Annotated in this window: 12 protein-coding genes; 2 read left to right on the top strand and 10 right to left on the bottom strand. The window is 57.3% G+C overall.

The window, feature by feature from the left end:
• Window positions 1–12 precede the first annotated feature (12 nt).
• The 3 genes from VO84_RS00200 to VO84_RS00190 all read right to left on the bottom strand — a co-directional run bounded on the left by VO84_RS00200 (window position 13) and on the right by VO84_RS00190 (window position 4,700).
• A complete protein-coding gene (locus VO84_RS00200) occupies window positions 13–2,085 on the bottom strand; it encodes an FG-GAP repeat domain-containing protein (protein ID WP_197413838.1) in 2,073 nt (690 codons plus the stop codon).
• Window positions 2,024–2,977 carry an Ig-like domain repeat protein gene (locus VO84_RS00195; RefSeq protein ID WP_058185250.1) on the bottom strand — a complete coding sequence of 318 codons (954 nt, stop codon included), beginning with the start codon at window positions 2,975–2,977 and terminating at the stop codon, window positions 2,024–2,026. The genes VO84_RS00200 and VO84_RS00195 overlap by 62 nt, the downstream gene beginning before the upstream one ends.
• A 298-nt stretch (window positions 2,978–3,275) precedes the next feature.
• Window positions 3,276–4,700 (bottom strand): D-arabinono-1,4-lactone oxidase, encoded by a 1,425-nt coding sequence (locus VO84_RS00190; protein ID WP_231737720.1) that lies wholly within the window; start codon window positions 4,698–4,700, stop codon window positions 3,276–3,278.
• Between the two features lie 207 nt (window positions 4,701–4,907).
• On the opposite strand from VO84_RS00190, the gene VO84_RS00185 reads away from it, so the two are divergent.
• Entirely contained in the window at window positions 4,908–7,259 is a 2,352-nt protein-coding gene (locus tag VO84_RS00185; protein WP_058185248.1) for an alpha-amylase family glycosyl hydrolase, read from the top strand.
• A gap of 89 nt (window positions 7,260–7,348) precedes the next feature.
• On the opposite strand, the gene VO84_RS00180 is transcribed toward VO84_RS00185, so the two are convergent.
• From VO84_RS00180 to VO84_RS00160, 5 genes are all read right to left on the bottom strand, one after another.
• On the bottom strand, window positions 7,349–10,423 hold the full coding sequence (locus VO84_RS00180; RefSeq protein ID WP_058185246.1) for a bifunctional serine/threonine-protein kinase/formylglycine-generating enzyme family protein: 3,075 nt from the start codon (window positions 10,421–10,423) through the stop codon (window positions 7,349–7,351).
• 193 nt (window positions 10,424–10,616) lie between these two features.
• Window positions 10,617–11,573, bottom strand: a complete 957-nt coding sequence (locus VO84_RS00175; RefSeq protein ID WP_058185244.1) for a hypothetical protein — start codon at window positions 11,571–11,573, stop codon at window positions 10,617–10,619.
• 92 nt (window positions 11,574–11,665) lie between these two features.
• Window positions 11,666–12,595 carry a glutamate formimidoyltransferase gene (gene ftcD, locus VO84_RS00170; protein ID WP_058185242.1) on the bottom strand — a complete coding sequence of 310 codons (930 nt, stop codon included), beginning with the start codon at window positions 12,593–12,595 and terminating at the stop codon, window positions 11,666–11,668.
• An 83-nt stretch (window positions 12,596–12,678) separates the two neighbouring features.
• Window positions 12,679–13,398 (bottom strand): acyloxyacyl hydrolase, encoded by a 720-nt coding sequence (locus tag VO84_RS00165; protein ID WP_058185241.1) that lies wholly within the window; start codon window positions 13,396–13,398, stop codon window positions 12,679–12,681.
• Window positions 13,399–13,491: 93 nt separating this feature from the next.
• On the bottom strand, window positions 13,492–14,232 hold the full coding sequence (locus tag VO84_RS00160) for a YebC/PmpR family DNA-binding transcriptional regulator (protein ID WP_058185239.1): 741 nt from the start codon (window positions 14,230–14,232) through the stop codon (window positions 13,492–13,494).
• A 194-nt stretch (window positions 14,233–14,426) separates the two neighbouring features.
• Between VO84_RS00160 and VO84_RS00155 the strand changes: the two genes are divergently transcribed.
• On the top strand, window positions 14,427–15,698 hold the full coding sequence (locus tag VO84_RS00155) for a glycosyltransferase (RefSeq protein ID WP_197413837.1): 1,272 nt from the start codon (window positions 14,427–14,429) through the stop codon (window positions 15,696–15,698).
• On the opposite strand, the gene VO84_RS00150 is transcribed toward VO84_RS00155, so the two are convergent.
• Complete coding sequence (locus VO84_RS00150) at window positions 15,671–16,639, bottom strand: DUF2076 domain-containing protein (protein ID WP_058185235.1); 969 nt, start codon at window positions 16,637–16,639, stop codon at window positions 15,671–15,673. The two genes, VO84_RS00155 and VO84_RS00150, sit on opposite strands and share 28 nt — an antisense overlap.
• A gap of 165 nt (window positions 16,640–16,804) precedes the next feature.
• Window positions 16,805–17,929 (bottom strand): o-succinylbenzoate synthase, encoded by a 1,125-nt coding sequence (gene menC / locus VO84_RS00145; RefSeq protein WP_058185234.1) that lies wholly within the window; start codon window positions 17,927–17,929, stop codon window positions 16,805–16,807.
• Window position 17,930 lies beyond the last annotated feature (1 nt).

Raw genomic sequence — 17,930 nt, 5'->3', positions numbered from 1 at the left:
CCCGCGCAAGCCTCATTGCGCGGTGTAGGTGTAAGAAGTAGTTTGCCAAACGCTATCGATTTGATACCGGAGCGTGACATAAACAGGCTTGCCGTTTGTTGGAATGTTGGGCACCGTGAACGAAGTCGTTGTGAGGGTTGGCGAACCACCAATGTTGAAATAGCCCGGCCCGTATGTCCCTACAGAGAGCGCGTATGCCGTAACGCCGCTGCCCGGTGTCCATTGGAACGTGACGTTGGAACCGGGAAGCACGCTGCCCGGCGCGGGAGTCGTCATCACCGGCGGAGCGGTAGAACCCTCTGCTGTGTAGGTGTAGTTGAGAGTGCTCCAGACGCCCTGGATCTCATAGCGCAGCATCACATATATGGTGACGCCGTCGGTAGGCAGGCCCGAAACAGTAGCTGAGGTCGCCGTCGTAACACCTGATCCGAAGATGTCATCTGAACCCGGCCATTTGGTTCCTACGTTCAGCAGATACGCGGTAGGCCCATTGCCTGGCGACCACTGGAAGGTAACAGTAGAACTCCCAAGGTGAGTGTTCGGCGCAGGCGTTGTCAGCGCTGGAGGTGTAGGAGAACCAGACGCCGTATAGGTGTAATTGATCGCGCCCCAGGTGCCATTCATCTGATACCGGAGAGTGATATAAAGAATGACTCCATCCGCGGGCAGGCCGGTCGCTGTGACCGAAGTGGATGCACTGATCGGCGAAGCATAGATGTCATAGCTGCCGGGCCACTTCGAACCAACATAAAGCTGATAGTTTGTTACATCAGTTCCAGCAGCCCACGTAAAGGTGACGGTAGATCCGGAGAGTTGGCTGCTGGGCACGGGAGATGTCAGCATCGGAGGCACAACAGATGTGGCTTCCGTATAGGTGTAGTATTGGGGTTCCCAGACCCCGTTGACCTCCGAGCTCAGTGTTACATAGAGGGTAGCTCCATTTTCCGGCAGGCCTGAGACATGGGTGGAAGTATAGGTAAGAGGAGGCAGGCCTATGATGTTGTTGGAGCCCGGTCCTGTAGTTCCGACAGAGAGTGAGTATGCGGTCACATTGCTGCCCGCAGTCCAGGAGAATTGGGCGGCAGACCCCGGAAGCACGCTGCCCGGCACGGGCGAAATCATCGCAGCAAGCTGTACCGGCGCAACGTTGACGGTCCCTGACGTACTGGGACCGTAATTGCTATCTCCGGGAAAACTGGCCTCAGCCAGATGAACTCCGCTACCGGTGGCCACAGAACTGGACGCTGCCGCTGTATGACCTGATTGCGTCAACACGACTGCACCCGCGCTGGTTAGATCAGACACGCCATCGCCATTCAAGTCAGCTGAGGAGACCAAACCACTTACGCTCTGGCTTGGTCCAAGAACGTTTACCGCGATAAACGTGCCATCGCCCTTGCCCTGAAGAATCGTTACACTGGTGCTACTGCCAGTCCCGACGGCAAGGTCCACGATGCCGTCTCCATTGAAATCCCCCGCAACAACGGAGTCCACGCCGGCGCTGACTGGCATCGTCTGCCCCGCAGTGAAGGTTCCATCTCCCTGGCCCAGAAAAATGGAAATACTGTTGTTGCCGCCGTTGGCCACGGCGAGATCCAGTATTCCGTTTCCTCTGAAGTCCGCGACTGCGATGGATTGAGGACTGACGACGAGCGCCGGATTCGTCGTAACACCAGTTGAGAAAAATGGAAGAGTGCTATTTGGAGAATCGGGGAAGGTCCCGTCCCCTTTCCCGAGAAAAATATCGATAGCATTGCTGAAAAAATCCGTCACCGCCAGATCAGCAATGCCATCATGATTGAAATCCCCGATGGCAACGTAAATGGGGCTGCTCTCGATGGCCAAGGAGTGCCCCCACGAGCCATTGAATGTTCCATCGCCGTTGCCCAGCATGACCAATATCTCGCTGTTATAGACATACGGGTAGCCACCGTAAGCAAGAATCAGATCTGGAATGTCATCTCCGTTGAAATCAGACGTGGCTATGGACAACGGGCCACAACCCAAACCCTGACTGTTGGCTTCACACCCGATATCTGTCATCTGGCCCACGCCAAATGTTCCATCTCCATTGCCGGGAAGCATCAGCAGGTTGTAACTTTCCGTTCCAAGCGTCTCGACTATTCCAGGGTTGCCGCTTGAGGTTAAAGTCCGCAACCGCGATAGCATTCACGCCATAGAAGTTACTATTGAAGCTACTCTCGCCGGGGTCTGGAGAAAATGTTCCGTCTCCTTTACCCAGTAAGACGTTGCCGTAAGCATCCACAATATCCGGTATTCCATCGAGATTAAAGTCCGCTATCGCCTCTGGTTGTGGCGACGGAGAGTAGCTTGAGGCAAAGCCCAGTTCCTGTGTGCTCGCAGCCAGTGGCGCAGTTGCCAGAACAGCATCAGAATTGCTGGTGTCCAGGAAAGATATCGTGCCTGTGGGTGAAGATGATCCCGAAAACGAGACGCCGCCCGATACCCTGGCATTCAGAACCCAATCGTCTCCATTGGTTACAGCGGCCGAGATGCTCGTTACACTTATGAACGGCCCTGTTACGTCGAGCGATGAGGCACTGGAAGAGCTTCCCGCATAGATATGGGTGCCAAGGAATACGGCTTTGTAGCTATGGCTACCGCCGCCGGGACGAAACTTATACACTGCTTTCCCGTTGGTTGTGAGTTGCGCGATACCAACCTGGTGAATGTCAGTACAATAGCTCACCGACGCATCGCAGAATGCTACCTGACCAGGCATAATCGGTGTAGATCCTGACACAACCGTCGCCGTCAGGGTAATCACTGTACCAGCTTGAACGGACGTGGTCGCACTGCCGCCGGTGGTCACCGATAACGTCGTGGTGGTCACAGCCTGACCAAAGGCTGGCCTGCTGATCGCGAGCGCCAGCGCAAAAGCTGCTATAACAAAAAAGCTCTTGAAGAGAGACGAACGCAGAAGGACGATTCTGGGGCCCGTGAAAGAAGTGCACATGGGAACCTCACAATTCTGGCCAACGCCTTACCCCGATAGAGTCGATTTTTTCAGAATGACAGAGAGCCTGCCAACTTGCGGCACACGAAATATAGCATGATATTGCAAAATCCCGAATCCGCAGATGTGAACTAAATTTCTTCTGGATCAAACTTAAAAGATGAATCATGCTTTGGGGATCGCTATAAACCATAGATTTTTCTGGCTCATACAGGATAACGGAGCTAGGGCACGCATTTTTCACAGCGACACTCCTGAGCACTCAGTCTTGAACGCATCAGAAGAATGATTCTGTTCGTTAAAGAATCAACCGCCGCAGGAATTCATTCGTAAACTTGCCGTTCGGATCGTAGGTCTGCACGAGCTTGCGGAAGTCATTCGAGCGGACGTAAGTACGTTGGAGTTGCTCTTTCGGAATCGTGAAGACCTTGGCCCAGTGCGGTCGCGGATCAAACGGCGCAAGCTTGGCTTCAATCTGAGGAAGCAGTTCCTGCACGGCAGCTTCTTCGGGCTTCCATGTGAAATGAATTGCCAGCGAGGGACGCTGATAAGCCATGCTGAGCCAGAGATCATCGGCAGCTATGGTACGAAGTTCAGTGACGAGAAGATGCGGCGTGATGCGGTCGCGTAGAGTCTCGACGGCACGAATAGCCTGATAACCCTTGTCGAGCGGAACAAAGTATTCAGTTTGAATTTCGTGTCCGACGGAGGGCGTGAAAGCCAGCTTGAAGTGCGGTAGCCGCTCATACCATGGGCCGATGGCGCCTTCCTGCTCTGTGCATGGGGTAGCGTCCACTTCCCTGCCCACAGGATGCAGCTTTTTGTCCGCCAAGGTTGCGCCGTGAAAAGTGGCGGGCATGGGCGGTTTAGCTCCCTGAGCAACGCGATGCTTGAGCCACACCTGATCTGCCTTGTTGCCCTGCCAATGTGTGAAGAGCGAGACGCTGTAAGCTGCCCCCATGATGTCAGTCAAATGCGATTCGAGGGCGTCGAACGAAAGATTCTCATAGAGAACCTGCGCTACTTCAAATCGAGGCTGCACGTCCACCGTGAGATGCGTGATCACGCCGATGGCTCCCAAGGCCACGACCGCGCCGGGAAAGGTTGCAGGGTCATGCTCGCGTGAGAGCTTGTGCTGCTTGCCATCCGCACCCACGAATTCGACCTCACGCACTGCCGTAGAGATATTGCCGTTATGAATGCCTGAGCCGTGAGTGCCGGTAGAGATGCAGCCGGCGAGCGAAATGTGCGGCAGCGAGGGTAGATTATGCAGAGCCCAGCCCTGTCTGTCGATTTCAATGGCGAGATCACCGAGGCGAACCCCTGCGCCGGCCCTAACAGTGTGAGCAGCGGCATTGACCTCGACTGTTTTGAGACCCAGCATGGAAATCTGCGCAGAGTTGGAATCCGCAATCGCGTTGAATGAGTGCCGGGTTCCCAACGCGCGGAGGTGAGCAGTTGAGGTGACGTCTTTGACCACTGCGGCAATGTCTTCCGGTTGAAAGACGTGGTCGGTGTGATAACGCAAAGTGCTGCTCCAGTTCTCGCGCGGAACATTACCCATCTGTGCGCCTCCCTGCGCGTGTGCGCGATTCTTCTCCAATGCGGAAACTGCGGCGGCGGCGGAGCCAAGCCGCAAAAAACTCCTGCGGTCGAGCAGGATGCAATCATCGCCGGCTTGCTCCACAGGTTCGTTCTCGAAGTTGTCAGGCATGTTGTTCATTAGGCCCTTTCTGCATCCTTCATTATGCACAGTTCCAGAGCTGAAGAAGAATGCCAGCAGCGAACTGAAAACAAACCATATATCTGTTCAACACAAATTGTGAAGAAAAAGATGAAATAACGATTGCCCTGATCTCACTAATCGGAGGACTCTCCGTGCTGCCGCTCTACAAGCGTGCTATCCAGTCCATCGAGAAGGGAAACGGAAATGAAACGCAAAGTAACGCGAATCTGGAAGGGCCTTTTAGCCGCTGCGCTCGTATGCGGAGGCCTGGCAGCAGCCGCAAGTCCTCTCCATGCCCAAATCAACAGCATGAACCTGGGCGCGCAATATAGTACAGGCGGATCGAGCATTCTTTTCCGTGTGTATTCCTCGCAGGCCACGCAAGTGAGTCTTTACCTTTACTCTTCCGGATATGGCGCGCAGGAATTCGCGGTTTATCCGATGACGCAGGGCAGCGATCTGGTGTGGCAGACCACGGTTTCAGTTTCCGACATTCAAAATGCGGGGATTACCGGCGCAGTGTATTACGGCTATCGCGCATGGGGACCTAACTGGCCTTACAGCCCGAGCTGGACGAAGGGATCGTCGGCTGGATTTATTTCCGATGTAGATGCGAACGGTAATCGATTCAATCCGAACAAGCTGCTGCTGGACCCATATGCACGCGAGATCAGCCAGGACCCGCTGAATCCACAGAACCCGACCAACGGCGGCATCTTTGCCTCCGGCGCAACTTACCGGACGATTGACAGCGGAACCTATGCCCCCAAAGGAGTTGTGCTTGCAGTAAGCAGCCAGAGCACCGGGACCAAACCGACCCGGGCGCAAAAAGACGACGTAATTTATGAAGTGCATGTGCGCGGATTGACGGAGCAGGACCCGTCGGTTCCGACGGCATACCAGGGAACATACGCGGGCGCTGCAATGAAGGCCAACTACCTCGCGGGCCTCGGCGTTACGGCAGTGGAGTTTCTGCCCGTGATGGAAACGCAGAATGATGCGAACGATGTGACGCCCAACTCCGATGCGAATCAGAACTATTGGGGCTATGCGACGGAAGACTTCTTCGCTCCAGACCGCCGCTATGCTCATAACAAGTCTGCGGGCGGACCAACGCAGGAATTTCAGGCGATGGTGCAGGCTTTTCACAACGTGGGCATCAAGGTGTACATGGATGTGGTTTATAACCACACGGGCGAGGGCGCGCTGTGGAACTCATCGGACCCGACGACCGCCAATGTCTACTCCTGGCGTGGGCTGGATAACGTTACGTACTACGAGCTGACATCGGACAACCAGTATTACTACGACAACACGGGAACGGGCGCGAATTACAACACCTATAATGCCGTTGCGCAGAATCTAATTATCGACTCGTTGGCTTATTGGAACCAGACCATGGGAGTGGATGGCTTCCGCTTCGATCTGGGCGCGGTGCTTGGCAACAACTGCCTTAATCAATCGTATGAAGCGGCTGCGCCCAACTGTCCGGGTGGTGGATTCAACTTTGATGCTTCTGATCCGAATGTCGCCATCAACCGCATTCTCGCCAACTTTACGGTGCGTCCGGCTGCGGGCGGCCGCGGATTGGATCTCTACGCAGAGCCGTGGGCTGCGAGCGGCAACGGCGCTTATCAGCTCGGAGATTTTCCGTACGGCTGGTCAGAGTGGAATGGCCAGTTCCGCGACTCGTTGCGCCAGGCGCAGAACGAACTAGGTACTACAACGATCTACATTACGCAGGATGCGAATGATTTCACAGGATCGTCGAATCTGTTTCAGGCAAGCGGCCGCTCGCCATGGAACTCGACCAACCTTATCGATATTCACGACGGGCTGACGCTGAATGATGTGTACTCCTGCAACGGCTCAAATAATTCACAGGCGTGGCCGTGGGGACCATCTGACGGCGGCACCACCACGAATTACAGCTGGGACCAGGGCCTGAGCGCTGGAACCGGCACTGCGTATGATCAACGCCGCGCGGCACGCACGGGACTAGCCTTTACGATGCTTTCTGCGGGAACACCTATTATGCAGGGCGGCGATGAGTTCTTGCGCACGCTGCAATGCAACAACAATGCTTACAATCTAGACTCGCCCGGCAACTGGCTCAACTGGAGCTGGAGCACGAATCAGCAGAACTTCGATAACTACGCGTCGCGGCTAATCGCCTTCCGGCGTGCGCATCCGGCGCTGCGGCCTGTGACTTGGTACACGTCAAGCCAGGTGGAGTGGTGGGAGCCAGGTGGCACGCAAGCTAACAGCAGCTACTGGAACAACACTTCAAACTACGCGATTGCTTACACCGTGAACGGGTCGTCCTTCGGAGATTCGAACGCGATGTACATCGCGTATAACGGTTGGTCCGCTTCAATGAATTTCACTTTGCCCCAGCCGCCTACGGGCACCAACTGGTATCGCGTGACCGATACCTGCGACTGGAATGACGGGCCTAACACGTTTGTCACGCCGGGCAACGAAACATTGATTGGCCCTGCGGGCACAACCTACGGACAGTGCGGCCAGTCGCTCCTGTTGCTGATTTCAAAATAAACGGCAGGATGGTACTCGACTCAGCGGGCTGCGAATCACTTTGATTTGCAGTCCGCCGAATTTTTTGCAGATCAATGCAGGGACGGCGACTACTCGGAGATCTTGCCGAGGTATTTATTCAGCCAGGCAATCACCGAATGCACAAGGACGGGGCGGTTTTCCGTGACATCGTGCGGAGTGTCCATAACGACATGGCTTTTATCCGAGGCAGTCGTGCCGAGCATGTTGAAGAGCGGGGTCTGCGCCTGATCAAGCGGAAAGTCGTAATCATACCTGCCGTTGACCATGAGCACGGGCTTCTTCATGCGCGGGGCGAAGTCGGCCTGGTCGCCGCCGGCAGGTGGATGCTCGATGAAGTAGCCGCCGTCGAGCCAGACGACGGCTTTGAGCCGGTCCTGCAGAAGCGTGGATACGATGACGCCATCTGCTGCGCCCATGCTTACGCCTAGATAGGCCAGGCGGCTGGAATCGATGTCTTTGCGGGTTTCGAGAAAGTCGAGGGTGCGCGCCGCGTCCTTGTACCAATCGGCGGTGAGGGCGAGGGCCTGTGAGCCGCCCGGCATCGAGTACTTGAGACGGCGCTCATAGGTATCTTCATAAACGGGATAAGCGACAGCGCGGCCACTCTGCACAACGTAATCGAAGAACTGGATATCTCCGAGGTCAGCAGAATCCGGCGGCTGAAAGTAGACGCGCGCGCTGGGAAAGAAGAGCACAGTCTGATAGGGCGGCTGCACGCGCTTGGGCAGAAAGAGGTAGATGGCCATGCGCTCGCCGTTGTACGCCGTGTCGATAACGATCTTCTCTTCGCGCCAGTCGGCGGTCTCTTTCACAATGCCGAGATCTTGCGGGGTGAGCGGCGTCTTGATGTAGTCGTACATGACTTTGTAGGCGCGAAAGACGTCGTCACTGGCAGGCTTGTAAGCGGAGAAATCACGCAAAGTGCGGTGGAAAGGCCTGACTGCGGAATCGGGAAGCGGCCCGAGGTTACGCACGCAGCGGAATCCTGTGCCCGCAGTGCGATCGAGAGGCGAGAAAGCCTCCGGCTCGTTCGACATGTAGGCCGCGGACTGCCATGAACCTCCGAGGGCGAAGCGCAGCTGGTCGTCGACGGTATTGGCGATCCACTCGCGGACATTGCCGGCCATATCAAGGGTGCCGTACGGACCGAGGCCTTTGAATGTGCCGACGGGTGCGACTGCGGATCCGCCGAGATTGCTCATGGCGGCTGTGGGGCCTGTGAGTTCCGGCGGTGAGGCGCGGTAATACTGGCTCAGCACGGGCAAGCTCTTGCCGGCCCATGCGGCGTAGGCTGCGGCTTCATACCAACTGACACCGGCAACGGGATTATCGGCCTGTCCTTCCGGGTAGTGACCGGCGGTCCATGTTGCGGGACCGGGGCGGCCGCTGGCATCCGTGAAATCAGCGGCAACAACGCTCCATGGGATCGAGCGGCCATCTTTTTCAATCTGCACGGGCCAGTACTTTGCGTTGGAGTAGCCCCCGGCATCGACGAACTGCTGATAAGCACGATTGGTAACTTCTGTCCGATCGATGTAGAAGGCGGGCAGCGGTGCTGGAGCAAGCCAGCCGAGAAATACAACGTAGTCCGCGAAGTTTCCAGCCGGGACGTAAGCCATGCCGGCAGGCGCGGCGGAGATCCTGGCAAGCGGGAAGTTCATCGCTTCATCCGTTGGCGGGGCGAGGATGGTTTCCTGCCCACCGGGCGCGGTCAGCTTCCAGCGGAATTGTGCTTTGGGGATGCGGATCTTCGTGAGCGGCGTGGGTCCGAGTGTCTTCCATGGACTTTGCGGAAGAACGTAGTCCTGGATGGCGACGGTGGCTCCGGCGGGATCGGAAGTAACAGTTACAAGGAGCGTGTTTTTCTCTTCGATCTGCTGAAGCACGGGATCAGAGGGCAGCGCCTTCTGCGCGCGTGCGAGCAAGGCTTGCGCTTCGAGCGGATGCCAGGCGGAGAACTCAGCCTCGATTTGTGCAGGAGCCTCGTCGCGCGCCCAACGCTGCTCTGCAACGTGACGCCAAAGGACCCACCCGCCGATGGCTGCTGCGACAAGAATGAGCGCGAAGCCCGCAAGCATCCACTTCGGCTGCTGCCAGCGAGGACGGGCTACAGCCTCAGGCGGCTTGACCAGAGACGCGAGATCGCGATGCATCTCTTCAGCGGACTGATAGCGCTTACCGGGATCTTTTTCAAGCGCACGGGTGAGAATGGCGTCGGCAATGGGCGGGAGATCAGGGCGGAGCTGGCGCGCGTGGGTAAGCGGGGACTGCGTGATGGCGCGAAGAAGGCCGAGAGTGCTCTCTGAGCGAAAGGGCGGCTGGCCGGTGAGGGTTTCGTAGAAGATAACGCCCAGACTCCAGAGATCTGTGCGGGCGTCCACTGGCGTCCCAAGGGCCTGCTCGGGCGACATGTACATCGGCGTACCGGCAATGCCCTGGGTTTGCGTGGCGCTCGGGTCGGCCTGGAGTATGCGGGCCAGGCCGAAGTCGAGGACCTTGGCATGGCCGCGGGAGTTAACCATGATATTGCCCGGCTTGAGGTCCCGGTGCACGACGCCCTGAGCATGAGCTTCTCGAAGAGCGTCCAAAACTTCGAGCACGATCTGCGAGGCAGTGTAGATGTCGAGTGGGCCACGGCTGCGAAGGCGGTTTGAGAGCGTCTCGCCGTGAACCAGCTCCATCACGATGTAATCCTGGCCGTCCTGTTCGCCCGCGTCATAGACGGCGGCAATATGAGGATGATTAAGACGGGCCAGGGCGAGAGCTTCAATGCGGAAGCGTCGGCGGGCTTCACTATTCGACAGCACGCCGGGAGAAAGCATTTTGATGGCAACTTCGCGCTCGAGCTTTTCATCGCGGGCGCGATAGACAACGCCCATGCCGCCCATGCCGATCGGCTGGACGATGGTGTAGCGGCCGATGCGGCTGCCGTCGGCGAGAAAATCGACCGGAGGCGCAGTGGCATTGCTATCAAGCAGCGGAGTAACGGAAGGATTCTCACGCCGATCATTTTCGACGAGGAGAGTTTCTACAGTCTGGCGGAGCGCAGGATCACCCTGACAGGCGGCTGCGAGAAACTCCGCGCGCTGCTCGGGAGACATATCGATGGCCTGGCTGAAAAGCTGCTCCGCAGGTGAGCTCATTGCTTCAAGAATCTAGTGTCGAATTCGGCGCCCATGTATCTAAGGAATCACAGTAACACGCGAGGCGAGGAACCGAAGAAATGGAAATCTCGCTATAGATAAAAACAAAACCATAAAGTCCATCCCAGACACAAAAAACCAAAGCCTCACCATGATCCGCGAGGCTTGGGTTTTCGATTCCGTTCTCTCGGATTTATCGAACCATGCTCTGGAAGAGAGAGGATTTAAGCAGGCTGGCGAAGTCCGAGTCTGAAGCGGAGAACGAGACCAGGAGCTTACCGGCGCTGGAGGTGACGTTGGTGTCGGCCAGAGCTACCTTTTCCGTGGTATCGCCAGTGGTCTTCTTGTAAAGGACGGCGGCGTTGAGCAGCGAGGAGATGGTTGCGGCGGCAAAGCTGTCGCCGGTCACAATAGTGAGATTGAACTTGACGCCATGGGTAAAGTCCATGCCATACCAGGAGACCTGAAGGCGCTTACGGACAGATTCGTAGTCAGCGACGGACCCGGCTTCGCCGAGAACCGATTTCATCATGTTCTGCGTGCCCGCTGCGTCAAGGACGCTCCACAGAGCTTCCGAGTCAGTGGAGTGCATCGCATCCATGAGGGCCTGGTTGGCAAGCAGACTCTGCTGATTCCCGTCATGCGCATCCAGAGATGCCTTGATGGCGTCAATCCCGCCAAAGATCATGGTGGACTGATCGAGGAAGCAGAGCATCATGCCGGACTTGGCCATGGGGTAGATCTTGTTCGTGCGGATGAGCTGGGGCTTGACCGCGCGCTTTTTGAAGCCGGCAATGACGGTATCCGTATCGAATTGGCCTTGGGCGATGCCTAGGGTGACATTTTCGTCGGCATCCTTGCTGCTGGCGGCATGGAAGAGCGCAAAGGCAAGCTGATCGACATCGTGGTTGTCATTGAGGCCGGACTTGCGAAGCGCCTCGTCGAACTGCTTGAGTTCGGGGGGCATGACACGGTCGCGGAGCTGCATGGCCGTGTCGGAGTTCTGCATGGCGCGATAGTCAATGACAACGAGCTGGCGAACGTCGCGGGGAATGGCAGCGCGCGCGTCCGAGGAGAGCTGGGCGGCATGAGAAGCTGCAGCACACAGCGCGAGGACGAGGGCGGGAATGATTTTAAAAGAGTTACGCAAGAGCAGGTTTCCTTCTGATACTTATTGTACCGTTCTACCAAATAAGACGCGACGGCTACTTTAGCCGCTCATAAATGCTGCCGCGGAAAGGTTTATCTGGCGCCATTTGGCCATGGGAGCGGGTTTTCGAGGCGCCGCTCGAGAATTTTAGTGGCGGGATCGAAGTGGCCGAGTTGCCCCATCCAGTCGGAGTTATGCTCGCAAGCGGCGTTGGGGACCAGGCCTATGATTTCGCCTTCAGCAAGGGCGGTTTTATGGCGTGCAGCAAGGGCAGTAACACGAGCATGGACGCGCGAGATCGGCGTAACCTCAAAGTCCGTGATGTTCATCGTGAGCTGGGCGCGGCCATGGACCAGAACTCCGAGGGCTTTGACGCCTTTGAGGCCGCCGGCAGAGGCGCGGATATCTTTGGCGATGGCACGGGCGATAGCGACATCTGAAGTGTTGAGGAAAATGTTGTAGGCGACAAGGAATTTGCGAGCGCCTACTGCAGAGGCTCCGGCGGTGGCATGGAGAGTGGGACCGCCGACGTCGGGACGGCGCGAGGAATCCTTGCGAACGACATCGCGCAAGCCTTCAAACTGACCTTTGCGGACATCCTCAAGGTTGGAGCGATCCGGACGCGAAGCGGCGGCTTCATAGAAGTAGACGGGAACGCCAAAACGCCGCCATATCTCCATACCGGCCTGGCGGGCAAGCAAAGCACACTGATCAAGCTTGATGCCAGAGATGGGGACGAAAGGGATGACGTCTGCCGCGCCAATGCGAGGGTGAACGCCCTGCTGGACAGTGAGGTCAATGAGCTCGGCAGCCTTCCCTGCTCCACGGACGGCGGATTCGATAACTGCTGAAGGCGGACCGGCAATAGTAACAACAGAGCGATTATGGTCGGGATCCAGAGACCAGTCGAGTAGATGCACGCCATCGACGCGCATGGCGGAGACAATAGCCTCGACCTTGCGCGAATCCGCTCCCTCAGAGAAGTTGGGGACACACTCGACGATAGGATTCGCTTCGCTCATCAACAGTGGGTAGTGATGCGTGCTTAGGGATTCGTGGTCAGTGCTAATGCCAGTGCGTTTACTGACCACGAATCACTGTTTCTCTATTTCCAGAAGGTGTAACCAACTTGAACTTGGATGCTGGCGTTGACGCCTGGGTTCTTGTCACCCAGCGAGGAGGAGGAGATGTGCACGGCATTCACGCCAAAGTCGATCGAACGACGGGAACGCGTGAAGTAACGGATGCCGATGCCGCCCTGAGGCGAAAAATTCCAGACGGAAGTACCGGCGGTGTATCCATGTGGCACCAGGTAATCCGGCGGAAACTTGTGCGTGGTGTAGATGACACCCGCAGAAGCCTGGAACCACGGCTGAAACCGCGACGAATGAGTCAGAAAATCCCAGCGGAAGATGACAGGAACAACACTGAAACCGGTGTAATGTCCGCCGCCAACCTCCAGCTCGCAGCCTCCTTGTGGGTTTGTAGGAAGTGGAATCGGGCACGGGTTGTAAGTCTGCACATGCGGCGCAGGAGTAAAAGCCTGCCAAAGCGGAATAATGCTGCCGCCGAACTCAAACTGGCCACTGAGCGGCCCGGCATGGACGACGGGCGTAATGGGCTTTGTCACTTCAACGCCGCCGATGAGGAAGCGGTAGTCGGAGCGGTCAGCAACGCCGTTGCCATAGTTGAGAAACGGGGTAAATCCCCAGGGCTTCTCCGAGCGAACCTCTGCGACGGGATTCACGGGATCAGCGGCCTGAGCGGCGAGATTCAGGGGAAGAAGCGCAAGCACGAGCAGAAGCAGATTTCGAAATGGTTTCAACGTAGTTCTCCGCAAGGTATGGACCTCAGCATCTCATGAAAAAGGCCGCCCGGGGATGCAGGCGGCCTTTCTTCACTGGTTTGAAGAAACGGCTCAGTCTGCGACCTCGACCTCATCCATGTCGAAGTTCGAGTAGACGTTTTGAGTGTCGTCGAAGTCTTCAAGAGCGTCGAGCAGGCGCATCATGGCGTTGGCCTGCGCACCTTCGAGCTTGGTGTAGGTGGAGGCGATCATGGTGACTTGGCTGGCGACAGTGGCAATCTTGGCAGCTTTGATGGCTTCCGATACGGACTCGTAGGAGGCGGGATCGGTAAGAATCTCCCAGCTATCGCCCTCATCGTTAAGGTCTTCGCCACCGTGCTCAAGGACGATGTTCATCAGGGCATCTTCATCCGCCGCGGATTTTTCAATGGCGATGAGACCCTTCTTCGAGAACATGTGCAGAACCGAACCGGTGGAACCGAGATTGCCGCCATTCTTCGAGAACGTGTGGCGGATTTCGCTGACGGTACGGTTGCGGTTGTCGGTGAGAGTATCAACGACAACGGCCACGCCGCCGGGTCCGTAGCCCTCAAAGGTGATTTCCTCGTAGTTGACGCCTTCCAGCTCGCCTGTGCCGCGCTGAATGGCGCGCTTGATGTTGTCGGCGGGCATATTTTCAGCTTTGGCCGCCAGGACGGCTGTGCGAAGTCGCGGGTTGCCGTCAGGATCTCCGCCGCCACCTTTGGCGGCAATGGTGATTTCCTTAATCAGGCGGGTGAAGGTCTTGCCGCGCTTGGCATCGAGCGCGCCCTTTTTGTGTTTGATTGTCGCCCATTTCGAATGGCCGGACATGGGAAAACCTCGAGTACGTGTTGGTAATTATATGAAGCGCAGCTGTGCGCCAAACCCTCTAAGTATAACAAAGAGGACGGGGACTGGGCGACGCCGGAACTGAGGGGCTGTGACTACAAGCTCTGATGCAACGGACGCAACGACAAGCACGCACTGAATTAGCTATGACCATAGAGAGATCTCAATATCGAATTTTGTTCACGAGCCTTGGCTCGTTGGGTGATCTGCATCCAGTGATTGGAATAGCACTGGAGATGAAGCAGCGTGGCCACATCGTTTACATTGCCAGCACGCCGTTTTACCGCGAGAAGATCGAGGGATTAGGCCTTGGATTCCGGCCGTTGCGGCCAGACTGGAATCCGCAGGACACGGAGCTGATAGCGCAATGCGAAGACATGCGGCGCGGAACGGAGATTCTGCTGCGCAAGCTGGTGTTGCCGCATTTGCGCGATACATACGCCGATCTGCTGGCAGCTGCCGACGGGATGGACATGATGATTGCGGGCGAGATGGTGTACCCCGCTCCGCTGGTAGCGGAAAAACTGCGGCTGACATGGGCTTCGGTGATTCTTTCGCCCTGCACACTCTTCTCCGTGTATGACCCTCCCGTGCTGCCCAATGTGCCGGAGCTCCAATATCTGCGCTGGATGGGGCCGCGAGCGCATCGCGCGATGCTGCGTATGGGCACGGTGGCGATCAACCACTGGTGGAAGCCGATTCGCGACCTGCGCAAGCAGGAAGGCCTGCGGCCGGGACGCAATCCGCTGTTTGCGGACAAGTTTTCGTCGGAGCTGGTGCTGGCGCTGTTTTCGCAGCAGCTGGCCGCGCCGCAGCCGGATTGGCCTGTGAATACGGTGCAGCCGGGGTTTATGTTTCATGACGAATCGAGCGCCGGAGAGACGCTTTCAAGTGAGTTGGAGAGCTTTCTTGCAAATGGCGCGCCGCCGATTGCCTTTACGCAGGGATCGACAGCGGTGTATAACCCCGGCAGTTTTTACTCGGAGAGCATTCAGGCTGCCAGAAAGCTTGGACGGCGCGCGCTGTTGGTGGGGGCAGATGAGTCCCAGCACGCCACGGCGCCGGACGTATTTGTGACGCGATACGCGCCGTACTCGCAGGTGTTTGCGCGCTGCGCGGTAATCGTGCACCAGGGCGGCGCGGGAACGACGGGGATGGCGATGCGCATGGGAAAGCCGATGCTGATTGTTCCGTATGGATGGGATCAGCCGGATCAGGCGGCACGGATTGTGCGCGCCGGCGCGGGGCTTACGATTTCGCGTAAACATTATTCAGCGGAACGAGCGGCAAAGGCGCTGAAACGATTGCTGGAAGAGGAATCATTTACGCGGCGGGCCGGCGAAATGCAGCAGGCGATGCAGGCGGAAGATGGTAGAGCTTCCGCCTGCGACGCTATCGAAGCAGTGCTGTTGCGACAAGCCTACTGCACATTGCTGTTGTCGTCGTAGCTGCCGCTGTCGTCCAGCTGCACATCGGAGACGCTGTCGTCGGCGGCGGCAGTATCGTCGCTGAGACTGCTGTCGTAGTTGCGGTCGTTGCCCCGATCGTCACCCCGGTCATAGTTGCCCGAAGTCTCATAGCTGGCGTCGTGGAAGCGCTCACCGCCTTCCCGATGTTCCCCTTCGTAGCGATCACCACCGCCGCCCTCGTGGCGTTCGTCCTCAGGAGAATCGCCGTAGTAGTTGTTGACGACCTCTTCAACAGGGCGCTCGCCGCCACCAAAGCCACCACCAAAACCACCGCCGTAGCCGCCGAAGCCGGAATGCCCGCCATGGAAGAGCGATTCGATGCCTTCAACCGCCAGCGTTCCGGCAGCAACACCCGCCGCCGTCTGCATGGCAGAACGAAGGAAGCTCGGCTGGCCGCCCATCATGCCAGGACCACCCATCATCGGGCCGCCCATCATAGGACCGCCCATCGGCATCGGTACGGCCTGAACATACTGCGGCTGAGCGTATTGCGCCTGCTGAGGCGCATACTGCACAGGCTGATATGCAGGTGAACCCTGCTGGGGCTGCGGAACGGGCTGATATTGAGCTTGCGCAGGAGCGGGCTGCGGATCACCAAATAGCCGGCCAAGGAAGCTCGTCGGCTTCGCCGGAGTTTGCCGCTGCTGCACCTGCTGAAGCTGGTCAATCTGCTGCTCATCTTCCTCAAGTTGCTGCTGCAGATCCTGTATCTGCTTCTCGAGATCGGCAACGTGAGAGTTGGCGCGCTGCAGCGCCATGTCCTGTATCAGGGCGGTCTGCGCCAGGATATAGAGCGCGTCAGGGTTGGCGCCAAGCTCCTTGCCCAAAAGATTCTGGGCGTCGGGATCCTTGTCCTGGAGCTGGGTCTGGTTGATGCGCTGGGTAAGCTGGGTCAGGAGTTGCTGTTCCTGGGGAGTCACTTAAGGTTTTCCTCCGGCAGATACTGACTTGCTGCACAATCTGCCTCTCCGGATTGAGACGCAGATTTGCGGCGGAAGTTGCCCTGCCGGGATAGTGTACGCGGAATCGGAACCGAAGGTTCCCATTCCGCAGGCTACGAGTGACACTGAACAGAAATGGCCTGTCTAGACGGTGACTAAGGAACGTACAATTTCCTTACGGACGGTAAGCCTTTCAATCAGGTCGTACCGAACCTCATACCCACGCCCTGGCGTATCCGGCAGGATAATCTCGCCCTGCGGCGTAACAGTCACCTCGGGCTCGATGATGTCTTCTTTCCAGTACCGCGCAGAAGCCGAAACATCCCCAGGCAGCGAGTAGTTCTCAAGCGAAGAAATAGCAATATTGTGCGAGCGACCAATACCCGACTCGAGCATTCCACCGCACCAGACAGGCACGCCGCGCTCGAGGCATGCGTTGTGAACAGCGATAGCCTCAGAGAATCCCCCCACGCGCCCAAGCTTGATGTTGATAATGCGGCAGGACTCATTCTCGATAGCCGCCAGAGCATCGCGGCGGTTGTTGATGGACTCATCGAGGCAGATGGGCGTATTGAGTCTTTTCTGCAAAATGGAGTGATAGAAGAAATCGTCGTGCCACATCGGCTGCTCAATCATCAGCAGGTCGAAGGCATCCCAGGTAGCGACGTGATCGGCATCGCGGAGGCGGTAAGCGGAATTGGCGTCGCAGCTGAGAGTAATCCCCGGAAATCGATTGCGCACAGCTTCGAAGACCTTCACGTCCCAGCCGGGCTTGCACTTGAGCTTGATGCGCTGGTAACCGGCGGCGAGCTCTTTTTCAATGACGGCGAGCAAATCGGGAATGCTTTTCTGAATGCCGAGCGAGACACCGCAGGGGATGATATCCCGCACGCCCCCAAGAAGGCTCGCCAACGTAATTCCTTCACGCTGGGCTTCGAGATCCCAGATGGCGTTTTCAAGCGTGGCCTTGGCCATGCGGTGGCCGCGGACAAGCTTGAAGATCGTTGGAATTTCACCACCATGCTCAACCTGTTCGGCCGCGGCGAGTGAAGGTCCGAGCTCGTGGAGTAAGATGTGCCACGCAGTGTCAGTGGATTCGTAGGAAAAGTGCGGATGCTCACCCGCGGTGCATTCGCCCCAGCCGGTCAGGCCTTCCGAACGGATTTCCGCAAGCAGCACGCGACGATCGCGCGTCACGCCGAAACTGGTTTCAAAGGGACGAAGAAGGGGAATATGAAGTTCGCGGAGAACAATGCCGTCAATTTTCATG

The organism is Occallatibacter gabretensis (genome assembly GCF_001449115.1).
Classification (GTDB): Bacteria; Acidobacteriota; Terriglobia; order Terriglobales; family Acidobacteriaceae; genus Telmatobacter; species Telmatobacter gabretensis.
The sequence above is the reverse complement of the archived record's forward strand: the minus strand, read 5'-3'. Positions and strand labels throughout refer to the sequence as shown.

Excerpts from the sequence above, each read along its gene's own strand:
- VO84_RS00200 (WP_197413838.1), bottom strand. The coding sequence starts at position 2,085 with ATGCTTCCCGGCAATGGAGATGGAACATTTGGCGTGGGCCAGATGACA.
- VO84_RS00195 (WP_058185250.1), bottom strand. The coding sequence starts at position 2,977 with ATGTGCACTTCTTTCACGGGCCCCAGAATCGTCCTTCTGCGTTCGTCT.
- VO84_RS00190 (WP_231737720.1), bottom strand. The coding sequence starts at position 4,700 with ATGAACAACATGCCTGACAACTTCGAGAACGAACCTGTGGAGCAAGCC.
- VO84_RS00185 (WP_058185248.1), top strand. The coding sequence starts at position 4,908 with ATGAAACGCAAAGTAACGCGAATCTGGAAGGGCCTTTTAGCCGCTGCG.
- VO84_RS00180 (WP_058185246.1), bottom strand. The coding sequence starts at position 10,423 with ATGAGCTCACCTGCGGAGCAGCTTTTCAGCCAGGCCATCGATATGTCT.
- ftcD (WP_058185242.1), bottom strand. The coding sequence starts at position 12,595 with ATGAGCGAAGCGAATCCTATCGTCGAGTGTGTCCCCAACTTCTCTGAG.
- VO84_RS00160 (WP_058185239.1), bottom strand. The coding sequence starts at position 14,232 with ATGTCCGGCCATTCGAAATGGGCGACAATCAAACACAAAAAGGGCGCG.
- menC (WP_058185234.1), bottom strand. The coding sequence starts at position 17,929 with ATGAAAATTGACGGCATTGTTCTCCGCGAACTTCATATTCCCCTTCTT.